This is a genomic window from Runella sp. R5_40 (genome assembly GCF_057652295.1).
In genome coordinates this window covers 41,807-54,099 of the sequence record NZ_JBYFCH010000019.1, presented here as the reverse complement: position 1 = coordinate 54,099, position 12,293 = coordinate 41,807, and the positions used below count along the sequence as shown (strand labels likewise).

At 43.5% G+C, this 12,293-nt stretch carries 2 protein-coding genes and 2 CRISPR repeat arrays (1 of these 4 cut by a window edge); both genes read right to left on the bottom strand.

The window, feature by feature from the left end; genetic code table 11:
* Nucleotides 1-4,870: direct repeats of the CRISPR family, unit length 29 nt; unit sequence CTTTCAATCGCACCTGAGGGTATTGAAAC; it reaches 886 nt to the left of the window's first position.
* A 98-nt stretch (nucleotides 4,871-4,968) separates the two neighbouring features.
* A CRISPR array of direct repeats spans nucleotides 4,969-7,657; the repeat unit is 29 nt; unit sequence CTTTCAATCGCACCTGAGGGTATTGAAAC.
* A 96-nt stretch (nucleotides 7,658-7,753) separates the two neighbouring features.
* Entirely contained in the window at nucleotides 7,754-8,968 is a 1,215-nt protein-coding gene (locus AC23N5_RS24060) for a phage integrase SAM-like domain-containing protein (RefSeq protein WP_487757569.1), read from the bottom strand.
* Nucleotides 8,969-9,352: 384 nt separating this feature from the next.
* Nucleotides 9,353-12,160 carry an Ig-like domain-containing protein gene (locus tag AC23N5_RS24055; RefSeq protein WP_487757568.1) on the bottom strand — a complete coding sequence of 936 codons (2,808 nt, stop codon included), beginning with the start codon at nucleotides 12,158-12,160 and terminating at the stop codon, nucleotides 9,353-9,355.
* Nucleotides 12,161-12,293: the final 133 nt, after the last annotated feature.

The following is a 12,293-nucleotide window of genomic DNA, read 5'->3' as shown; positions in this document are numbered from 1 at the left end:
CCAGCCAAGACATTCCTACCAAGCGCAGCTTTCAATCGCACCTGAGGGTATTGAAACTATGACTACCGCAGAAATGCCGCAAATTGCGCTCACTTTCAATCGCACCTGAGGGTATTGAAACTGATGCTTTAGCATATTATCATGCAACTTCTTTATCCTTTCAATCGCACCTGAGGGTATTGAAACTTCGCAATTTTGCAGCGGCGCCATACGCTCCAATACTTTCAATCGCACCTGAGGGTATTGAAACTTTTTCCTGTCGCTTTGAGGGTGTCGCCTACTTGACTTTCAATCGCACCTGAGGGTATTGAAACCGCTTGATTCGTCGCTATAACGAGGGCGGAGATAGACTTTCAATCGCACCTGAGGGTATTGAAACCCGCAATTCGATAGTCAGGCGAGGGGTGTAATATGACGCTTTCAATCGCACCTGAGGGTATTGAAACTTTGTGTCGCTTGCGTAAACGGTTGCAAACTTTTGCTTTCAATCGCACCTGAGGGTATTGAAACATGTCAGTTAAGGTGAACTCATCTAAAGCGCTTATTACTTTCAATCGCACCTGAGGGTATTGAAACCGATGGATGGGACTGGAACTGTTCAAACCATTATCACTTTCAATCGCACCTGAGGGTATTGAAACAAGTACTAGGCTACAAAGTGGCTGACCGCTTACTACTTTCAATCGCACCTGAGGGTATTGAAACATGAGTAATGCGGCAAGGCCATACACCAACGGCCACTTTCAATCGCACCTGAGGGTATTGAAACTTGTCACCATCGACGCCAGTGGCAAACGGTAAGTACACTTTCAATCGCACCTGAGGGTATTGAAACTTCCTATCGACCCCAACACCCAAACCCTCAGCTTTGACTTTCAATCGCACCTGAGGGTATTGAAACACAGTAAATACGTGCTTTATGCTATGTATGTAGCGACTTTCAATCGCACCTGAGGGTATTGAAACTAAACTCAACAAGCAAAGGCTTTCTCCCTCCACGCATCTTTCAATCGCACCTGAGGGTATTGAAACTAATCAGAATGCGCTAATGAAAGCACAAAACACGCCTTTCAATCGCACCTGAGGGTATTGAAACTACAGCGCCATGAAATGTTTGATTTTTCGCATAGCTCTTTCAATCGCACCTGAGGGTATTGAAACCTATTGTTAAGGGCTTCGAGAGTTACGGATGGAAGCGCTTTCAATCGCACCTGAGGGTATTGAAACCTGGGACTCATGGTAGTGAGACATCTCAGGCAGAAGCTTTCAATCGCACCTGAGGGTATTGAAACTCGCTTTGGCAGCACCAAGCATAATGTTGGTTAGACCCTTTCAATCGCACCTGAGGGTATTGAAACACGACGACGAAAGCAACGATGATACAGGACTATCACTTTCAATCGCACCTGAGGGTATTGAAACTTTGAAGGTTTTAAGGGGTTAGCAGAAACTGACACCCTTTCAATCGCACCTGAGGGTATTGAAACTGAAAGAGCTGCGTTTGTTCACGCTTGCAAAATCACCTTTCAATCGCACCTGAGGGTATTGAAACTCTTGAAGCGAAGCAACCTCTAGACCTCTGAGGGCTTTCAATCGCACCTGAGGGTATTGAAACTAGGCTAATTGTCCGAACTCCACCCTGGGCAGAATACTTTCAATCGCACCTGAGGGTATTGAAACATGATGAAATACGGATCCTGTGGATCGTATGGCACACTTTCAATCGCACCTGAGGGTATTGAAACCACACGGCTAGGTAGTAGTAATCCGCATCCAGTTCGCTTTCAATCGCACCTGAGGGTATTGAAACCATAACATCGCCGCCGCGCTTACGGCGGTTTTTAATCTTTCAATCGCACCTGAGGGTATTGAAACTTTTTGATTAGGTTTCTACCCACGTTTCGCAGGTTTCTTTCAATCGCACCTGAGGGTATTGAAACTAATTACCTCTATTCTGCTTTCGGCTTTGGTAACACTTTCAATCGCACCTGAGGGTATTGAAACTGTACCATTTTGTGGATTCTTCGGAGAAAAAAAATTCTTTCAATCGCACCTGAGGGTATTGAAACTATTAAAAAGTTTTTTGGTGTATAATTTTTTTTCATCTTTCAATCGCACCTGAGGGTATTGAAACCCAAAACCCACCGAAAAACCCCCAATCGACGGCCTTCTTTCAATCGCACCTGAGGGTATTGAAACTAAAAGCAGGGCAAACCATCACCAAAGCCCGCGCCGCTTTCAATCGCACCTGAGGGTATTGAAACATGCAGGCGCTCGGCCGTCATCAGAAGCTGCTCTTCTTTCAATCGCACCTGAGGGTATTGAAACTCGATTTTCCACAACGCACGAAGGTTCGTTTTTGCGGCTTTCAATCGCACCTGAGGGTATTGAAACTTTATGAACGAGATGATTCGCAATTGGAAGGTAAAACTTTCAATCGCACCTGAGGGTATTGAAACAAAGTCATGGCCGAAAATAACACTCCAGCTTCTGATTCTTTCAATCGCACCTGAGGGTATTGAAACACATCTACTTTGCGCTTGAGCTCGTGATACTGATTCTTTCAATCGCACCTGAGGGTATTGAAACTTTTCTAAATCGGGCAATGAGGTTGCCGCGCTGCCCGCTTTCAATCGCACCTGAGGGTATTGAAACTGTATTGCATTTCACCGGGTGGAAAGCCACTTTGCACTTTCAATCGCACCTGAGGGTATTGAAACTTTTGAATAATTGCAATAATAATTGCAACCAAACCACCTTTCAATCGCACCTGAGGGTATTGAAACAAGATGACCGCTATGGGTGGCCAGCAACTCGCCGAGCTTTCAATCGCACCTGAGGGTATTGAAACTCGTATTGAGCCAAATAACAGGGCGTTTCCCTGATTCTTTCAATCGCACCTGAGGGTATTGAAACTAGTTCCGTCACCCTTCGCGCCGTAGCTTTTAGGGGCTTTCAATCGCACCTGAGGGTATTGAAACTTTCCGTGAGAGCCAACGTTAAATTTATAACCAGTTCTTTCAATCGCACCTGAGGGTATTGAAACTCTTGTTGTACTGTTTCTTGGATGAAACCAAGCAGCTTTCAATCGCACCTGAGGGTATTGAAACCAGACCCTGAGATACTGAATGAAATTCCACTACCTCCTTTCAATCGCACCTGAGGGTATTGAAACTCAATTTTGGCGGGTGACAGCTTCGAGCGTTTCAAGGCCTTTCAATCGCACCTGAGGGTATTGAAACATAACTATTTAACATGGACGCGCTGGAAACGATTTTCTTTCAATCGCACCTGAGGGTATTGAAACATTGTACAGGGGCTAGGTGTCCTTATAAGTCTTGGCGCTTTCAATCGCACCTGAGGGTATTGAAACTTTTGCGGTTGAGCGAAAATTAGGCACTGGCGATTGGCTTTCAATCGCACCTGAGGGTATTGAAACGGTGTTGGAAAGATACCCAAACCCAGTCATCGCCAACTTTCAATCGCACCTGAGGGTATTGAAACTCGAAACGAAACACCCCGCGCCGCATCAGTTCAAAGACTTTCAATCGCACCTGAGGGTATTGAAACATGCGATATCAGCATTTTGTTGGGCTTTCCATGCCTCTTTCAATCGCACCTGAGGGTATTGAAACAGGGCAAAAGTTTGGCATCTAACGAATCTACGTTTGCTTTCAATCGCACCTGAGGGTATTGAAACTCGTGAAAAAACGAAGAAAAAAATAGAGTGCCTCCTTTCAATCGCACCTGAGGGTATTGAAACAATGTTTTATTCATAATGCACAATCCAAGCACAGCAGCTTTCAATCGCACCTGAGGGTATTGAAACACGCAACAAAGAGAAAGTTGAGCAAATGGAGTCATGCTTTCAATCGCACCTGAGGGTATTGAAACAATCTATGATATACTTGTCTTTCCCCAAGTGCGTCACTTTCAATCGCACCTGAGGGTATTGAAACTAAGGCATTACTTTTAACCATTCGCAAAAAAAATCCTTTCAATCGCACCTGAGGGTATTGAAACAAAGAAATCTACCAACGTCAACAAAATCACCCGAACTTTCAATCGCACCTGAGGGTATTGAAACCCCCTAGCCCTGCCAGCGAGGTAGCGGGTACGTATGCTTTCAATCGCACCTGAGGGTATTGAAACAGATTATTTTCTGCAACGACCAAGAATAAAAACACTCTTTCAATCGCACCTGAGGGTATTGAAACTTACGCTCCCCTTCAAGAACGCGAAGGGGGGCGGTTTACTTTCAATCGCACCTGAGGGTATTGAAACTAGGTAGTTCGTAGGTAGTCTCTCCATGCAGCAACGCTTTCAATCGCACCTGAGGGTATTGAAACTGTCGATTCCGATGTGGAGGTCATAGGTTTTTAATTGCTTTCAATCGCACCTGAGGGTATTGAAACTTACGTCGTCAGCAAGCGGCCACAAACAGCAAAGACTTTCAATCGCACCTGAGGGTATTGAAACATGATTAAATTTTTTATTCGCTTTGTGTAGGACAAACTTTCAATCGCACCTGAGGGTATTGAAACCCTTGGTTGTAATGCTCACGTAACGGCTTACTCAATTTCTTTCAATCGCACCTGAGGGTATTGAAACTGTAGCTTGTCAAATACCCTGCGAGTGCGTGGTTTCCTTTCAATCGCACCTGAGGGTATTGAAACTAGGGGCAATGCCCGCCATGCGGGTAGTGAAGTTGACTTTCAATCGCACCTGAGGGTATTGAAACTAGTGTTGGCCGTTGGGTCAGTGGCTACGCCTGCCACTTTCAATCGCACCTGAGGGTATTGAAACAAAAAGGGTGGCGGCCTCTGGATATTTCTATCAAGCTTTCAATCGCACCTGAGGGTATTGAAACATTATTTAAGCGAGTTGTTTCAAGCCAAACCCCTGCTTTCAATCGCACTGAGGGTATTGAAACCAACCATCTGCAAGGGAGTCTTTACCCTGCAAAAAACTTTCAATCGCACCTGAGGGTATTGAAACTAAAAACCCTACCTATGGTCAAGCCTATCAGACTGGCTTTCAATCGCACCTGAGGGTATTGAAACAAAAAGGGTGGCGACCTCTGGATATTTCTATCAAGCTTTCAATCGCACCTGAGGGTATTGAAACGTGTGTTTCCAGCTATACAGCGAGTAGCCCAAATTATCTTTCAATCGCACCTGAGGGTATTGAAACGTATGGTGTACTTTTTCATTGGCCCCTATGCAATGCTTTCAATCGCACCTGAGGGTATTGAAACCCGTTCTTAAACAACAAAAACAATCAACTAGATGAACTTTCAATCGCACCTGAGGGTATTGAAACCCGCTCATCTTCACGCACGTACGAATCAAGACACCTGCTTTCAATCGCACCTGAGGGTATTGAAACAAGCAGGGTAGCCACCTTTGTCTTAAAGGCAACGCTTTCAATCGCACCTGAGGGTATTGAAACCTGGGCGTTTGCTCAAACTTGCTATTCAAAGGCAGCTTTCAATCGCACCTGAGGGTATTGAAACAGGTTTCGCGGGTGAGTCAGTCAACAAAATGACCTTCTTTCAATCGCACCTGAGGGTATTGAAACTAGCTAACATTCCAGGGAGCGTAGTTCCCAGCGCGCTTTCAATCGCACCTGAGGGTATTGAAACCATGGGTTAAGTGCATCTCAAGGAACGTTTCTCGGACTTTCAATCGCACCTGAGGGTATTGAAACCAAATTCGCGTCATTAGGAATCCAGTAAACTATGTTACTTTCAATCGCACCTGAGGGTATTGAAACTCGCTGCCTCGTAGTACACCCATTCGGCGGTGCTGTCTTTCAATCGCACCTGAGGGTATTGAAACAAATCGGGGCGGAAGGCGTGTTTCATTCAACCCTAACTTTCAATCGCACCTGAGGGTATTGAAACTTTCGGACTAAGGCTTTTTCGTCGTCTGTCCCAAACTTTCAATCGCACCTGAGGGTATTGAAACTCACGTCTGCGATAATATGCCCATGACCCCACGGACTTTCAATCGCACCTGAGGGTATTGAAACCAAAAAAGAGATGAATCAATACTACAACTGGAGACAAGCTTTCAATCGCACCTGAGGGTATTGAAACAATACCAGCTCCCCCACACTTTCGCCTCGCTTCTTTCTTTCAATCGCACCTGAGGGTATTGAAACACCAGTCTTCGCTATCGAATCGCCACGAACCCATCTTTCAATCGCACCTGAGGGTATTGAAACTAGAAAACCCTTTACGGATTGTGAAAGGCTCAATTTCTTTCAATCGCACCTGAGGGTATTGAAACTACATTTGGCCTAATGCTTCTATAGTGGCATAGCGCTTTCAATCGCACCTGAGGGTATTGAAACCTGATTAATGCGGTCCACAATAAGGCTCGTGAGGTTGCTTTCAATCGCACCTGAGGGTATTGAAACTCAATCCAATATGGTATTTATATTTTGTCACCGACACCTTTCAATCGCACCTGAGGGTATTGAAACTGAAATTATGAAGTTTTATGGATGCGGCTTTGTTGACGCTTTCAATCGCACCTGAGGGTATTGAAACCAATAAAACCAATGATATTGCTTGTCGTTTTAATCCTTTCAATCGCACCTGAGGGTATTGAAACAAAATGATGACGAAAATTAGCAATGCTTCGAGCCAACTTTCAATCGCACCTGAGGGTATTGAAACCTCGACTCATCAACAAAGCTTTTCAACGCCCCAATACTTTCAATCGCACCTGAGGGTATTGAAACTGATTTGTTACGATATGCTCACCAATTGCGAGAACTTTCAATCGCACCTGAGGGTATTGAAACAGAATTCCACCAACCTATTCGCAGGGAGAGACGCCCTTTCAATCGCACCTGAGGGTATTGAAACCTGCGTAGGCTTCATCTGATTTGCGTTTGTACTCTGCAACTTTCAATCGCACCTGAGGGTATTGAAACACGGAATCGCCAGTTCTTCCAGTCGAAAGCACACCACTTTCAATCGCACCTGAGGGTATTGAAACGTGCAAAAGCTACCCCCTCAGAGAAAAAAGCGTATCTTTCAATCTCAACTGAAGGTATTGAAACTAGGCATAAGACTGGTTCTTACTCACTTGAAGAAGAGCTTTCAATCGCACCTGAGGGTATTGAAACACAGTAGTTCATGGTCTGACTCCAGCTCATCAGATACTTTCAATCGCACCTGAGGGTATTGAAACAGGCGAAGGCTTCACTATGCCACAGCGACAATTTATCTTTCAATCGCACCTGAGGGTATTGAAACTGGTAACTCCAGTAGCCTGAATTACAGCCCCACCACTTTCAATCGCACCTGAGGGTATTGAAACTGGGTACGTCGATAGTATCTTAGTGCAAGGTAACAACTTTCAATCGCACCTGAGGGTATTGAAACTCACTTGTTCGATGGGCAACTGCACCGCCAACTCACTTTCAATCGCACCTGAGGGTATTGAAACTTTGGACTGGTTTTCATCATGCCCAAGTCTCCCACGCGCCTTTCAATCGCACCTGAGGGTATTGAAACTGCTTGATTCAGAAAATAATAACGAGGTGGCCTTCTTTCAATCGCACCTGAGGGTATTGAAACTAGCAGGTTCAAGGTAGTGTAGGTGGCCACTTTCCTTTCAATCGCACCTGAAGGTATTGAAACTTGGGTGTTCAATCGTATCTATGGGTGTTGGAATTGATAATTTGGAGGCTCGAACAACACACTTTAACGGGGAAGGGTACTTTCTTAAACTCTTCTTTAACTTCCAATTACTGCTTCCAAGGCATCGTCAGCGGTTTTATTGATAAAGTTGGCTTGGTATCCAATGGTGGTTATTACACTGGAATGACGATACAGTTTTTGCAGCATCTGCACTGGAATTTTTTCGCCTGATATATTCCCAAAGGTGTGACGGGAAATATGCATGGTGAGTGGTTTGGTGATATTTGCCTGCTTTGCCACATGCAGCAAAGCTTTATTTAAGCGTTTAACGGCGTATGATATTTTACGTTGCACATTGTAGGTATCATTCAAGTCATTCAAGACTTTGAGTTCAGGAAAAATTAAATCGTTTTTCTTTTCTTGCATTCGATACTGGTTAATAATCCGCAATGCCTTCTCGGGTACTTTAAGAGACCCAGCCTTGAGGTTTTTACCCATCGCGTAGTAAAGTCGATCATTCTGCAAATCAGACCATTTCATACGTAATACATCGGATATACGAACGCCAGCAAAATAAAATGAGAATAGCCAAATATTACGCGCGTGATGAAAGTATTCGTTTTCGGATAAGTCTAGTTCTTCAATTATCTTTACCTCTTCGGGCGAAAGACCAATTTTTACTGACTCAGGAAATTTGATGGCTATTTTCCCTTTGCCAAAAGGGTAAGCTTTGTTATCGACTAAACCACCCTTAATGGCCTGATTGTAAATTGTACGAATGATTAGAAGGTGGTTGACAATAGTTCGCTCAGAAATGCCTCTGCTCCCTTTAAGAAATGCTTGATAGCGGTTAAGTAGTGGCACAGTAATCTCTGAGAAGGGAATATCTTTGCCCTTGAGAAAGTCCCGAAAATGATTTATGCGCGTTTGGTCTGTTTTTACTCGATTGTACTTACCCGCTTTGTGCATATTATCTATAAAAATAGTAGCTTGTTCAAAAAAGCTGGCTTCTGTGATAGGGGCCATCGTTTTACGCACTGTGCTTAAAACGACTTCCTTTGTCTGACTTTTTACCGTTAGTAAATTGTCACTAATTTCAGTTTTCTTTTGTAGAATGAAATGGTTTAAACGAACTGCATTAGGGTAAGATTTTTTCACTTTTTGATTTACTGCATCCCAATCAGATTCTTTTAAGTTATGCCCTAAATAAATATAGGTGGTTTTGCGATTAACCGTAACGCGTAGAGCCAACGGATAGGTGCCGTCATTGTTCTTCTTTTTGCGAAGCACAATTTTTAATGAAGATGCCATAAAAAAATAGAAATTTTGTTCGCAGGTTCTAAACTCAGTAAACAAAGATACAAAAAATTTGGTACAACATAGGTACAACAAATGGCATTTTTTTATGGATTCATCTAATATGATAGTTTTGTAAATTGCTGATAATCAGCACATATTGAAGTAGATGAATCCATATTAAACCATAATTTGTAGGATTCATAACCCTAAGGTCGGCAGTTCGATCCTGCTCCCCGCTACACTGATTATCAGGCCGTTACGATGAAAATTCGTAGCGGCTTTTTTTGTTAGTGTGACATAATTACAACATCGTGTGATTCCAATTTGTACAAATTTTACTCAGAATAAATTTATTTAAATGCTGAAAGTGAGTGCAACGGAGTCAAATTTTTTCAATTATTTTAACATTTCTAACGTTAAATCATCAAAATAAGCGGTTCCTTCACAATCACCAGAAGTGAAACCCAAACGACAAGTGATTTTCACGTACCCATCTCCTGAGTTGAAAGGAAGCTGTATCAATGTCCAGTTGTTGGTGCCTTTTAAATCTTTACTACGAGGAGGAAAACTAGGATTGCTTGTGCTTGTAACTACACTCAAATTAGCTCCCACGCCATTTGAATTGGTTTGCGTAGTGATGTCCTGAGTTTTGATCCAACCCTTCAAAATATAATTAGTATAGGGTATCACCCGAATGGTTTGATACACTTGTAGGTCATTACTTTGTACTGACCCATAGGCGGGGCCTGAATATATTTTGATGCAATTTGAGCCATTCCTCCCTTGCCCCCTGAGCCATGAAAATACGCCTTGGTCAATCTTCCAGCCTGCTTTTAACCAAGGTAGGGTTAAAGTACTACTCACAAAACTTACGGAGTCTTCAAAGCTATTATTGGAAAGTGGAGAAAAGTAGGGTTGTAAATTGACTGTTACTTGCGCTTGTGAGCAGGAGGAGGGATTGCTTCGATTGCAAATGGCATAAACAAAGCGATCGGTTCCGCTTTTTTCGTTGGAAAAGTAGTTGAGGCTACCATTTGGATTGACCGTTACTGTACCTTTGGTAGGGCTAGTTACAAGGGTTGGTAAGGAGATTTGAGTTAGATTCGTTACTGCTGTGCCATCGGGGTTTTGATCGTTAGTCAAAATAGAAATAGTTTGAGCTACCCCGCCCCCCGCATAACTATTGTCAATGTGGGCGATTGGCTCACTGCACCCTTTTAAAAGGGCTGTAAATGTACTTCTTCTTTGTGCCTGAAAGCCTGGCAACAACGTAACGCTATTGTTGGCTATGTACAATCCATTTGTTTTATCAGGTATATTTTGCGTGGAAATAAGCGTACCCGCTGTCCGCTCAATTCCTGATATGTTGGTGCCTGTAAGTGAAACAGTATCGGGAATGATTGACACTGTAAAAGGCTTACTTGTCAGACTGTTACAATCATAGGTACATGTGACGGAATAGTTGGTGGTAGCATTTGGAGTGACAATAATGGAAGAGCTAGTCTCACCCGTAGTCCATAAGTAGGTGCCATAACAACCAGAAGCCGTCAATGTAACCGACGCACCTGGGCAGACCTCAGGGATGCCACTGATTGTAGGGGCATCTACGCCGCAGGTATTTCCATAATTTCCGCTAATCGGACTCGAAATGGCCGACGCACCGTGCGCATCAGTTACCCGAATACGCGAAAGGTAAGGGCCTTGCTCAGGGATTATATAGTCGAAATAGTGAGTATTCAGCGGAGGTGTATCAAAAATACCATCATTGTTGACGTCGAATTCAACTGTGAAGGAGTCGCCGTCGGGGTCTGTGGTTGTCGTTGCGTCAAATCGAGTAAATGGCCCCGTGTTTGCAGTGGTAGGGTACAGAAGTTTTAAAAAGGGTTTAGGCGCCTGATTCCCCTCAGTCACATTGAGGGTAAAGGCAGAAGAAACCTTCCGATTCCCTTGCCGATCACACACTGAAATAGAAAAAGCATTGTTTTGCCCTGCCGTATAATAAGGGATTTTAAACGTGGCTATTATTGAGGTAGGATTTGAGTTTGATTTTTCAAATACCAATTCATCAATAACATTTCCTTGGTAGTCAAATAGTTGTGCGTAAGAAATGCTGTCAGCATCAGCTGCATTAAAACTTATATGGAGTAATCCATCAACTGGTGACAGGATAGTTGAAGTTAGTATAGTGAGGCTTGGGGCAGAATTTACGGTTTTGATACGGTTGAAGTAATGGCTTTCGTTGAGCTGAACCGATGAGCCATATTCCAATCTAGTGTATTCTTTAGGGTAAAGTGTTGGAAAAAAACTCCCACGTATTCCCCTTAATCCGTTATACATTAATCCTCCAAAGGCATTATTGTCGTGGCGAGCATCGTGACTGAGCCCGAAAGCATGTCCCATCTCGTGGCACAAGGCCCCTAAATAGGACGATGCTACTGAGCTGAAGGTTTCTCCTTCAAACCACATAAAAGAGGTATTTTGCACCAAGGGATAAGGCCCCCATTCGGGTACCGTCTGACCAGCATAAGGGGTGTTATCCAGTAGTCGTTGAGGGTTAAATAATTGTATAACGGTACTTCCTAACTGCATTAACCCCGAATTTTTTCCGCTTCCTCCCCCTCCTCCCAAAGCCAAACCGCCGTAAAAACTGCCATCTGGATTTTGTACGTGCGTTTCGGGAATCAATATCCATAACTCTCCCTCAAAATCTACGGTTAATCCTACATTTTTGGCAGCGATCTTTGTTCGTTCAAAAAGTACATTTCCATTTCCTCCCCACAAATAATCATCGGTTTCAGGGACATTGACTAGGTGAATTTTGGGTCTTGGAGATTCTTCTTCGGTTTCATAAATAAACGTTTTCGGCCCGAAACCATTTTGGAGCATGTTGTTACGGTACCACATTTGCGCCATTTCAACCGCGAATTGAAGATTTTCCTTATAGTGGGGTTGAGGAGTGCGGTTGGAGGGAACGACATACCCTATTCTAACTTTTGCAGGTGGTAGGGCTGGTACTCCAGTCCCGAAGGTTTTATCCATCGATAATGGCTGTTCTGTAGCAACGGTTCTGGCGGGAATTGTAACCGATTCGTGCCTTACTGAATCACTCAGCAAGGGGAGTTGCGCCATGATTACAGCTGTATTGTAAAGAGTAAGCAGAACTATAAACCAAATGACTATTCTAGGCGCCCAATACTTTTTCATAAATCCAGCATGTTTGTGAAACGGCGTGATACATCTTATGTTTTGTAAGAGAGTCTAAACTAAGAGAAAGTAAATCATGATGGTATGATGCAGGTCATCTTTGGATTAATGCCGTAAATTTCTGTACTGTATA